Source organism: Lyngbya sp. CCY1209 (assembly GCF_035615495.1).
GTDB lineage: Bacteria > Cyanobacteriota > Cyanobacteriia > Cyanobacteriales > Microcoleaceae > Limnospira.
Map to the genome: position 1 here is coordinate 1 of NZ_JAJENU010000021.1, position 219 is coordinate 219.

The 219-nt window shown below is 42.9% G+C and carries 1 protein-coding gene; it reads right to left on the reverse strand.

Annotated elements, in window-relative coordinates; genetic code table 11:
- The coding region (locus LKE08_RS00100; RefSeq protein WP_375341382.1) for a group II intron maturase-specific domain-containing protein at positions 1-153 on the reverse strand (153 nt) is incomplete at its 3' end.
- Positions 154-219: the final 66 nt, after the last annotated feature.

Here is a 219-nt window from a genome sequence, read left to right on the forward strand (position 1 = left end):
GTCTAGCTTGCTGAAAATCTCCTTGGAGACTACCCCCGAGTAATACCTTGACCATCCTGTAATGATGGGATTGAGATATTTTATCAGGGCGGCTTGAGGTGCTGTTTTATGTTTTTTAATCACCTCTTTCACCTTTTCAGTGTGGGCTCTGATTGCTTCTTTATCTGGTTTAACATGGGTTACGAAGCCTAGTAATCTGCTGACCTTTCCCCCACTTTT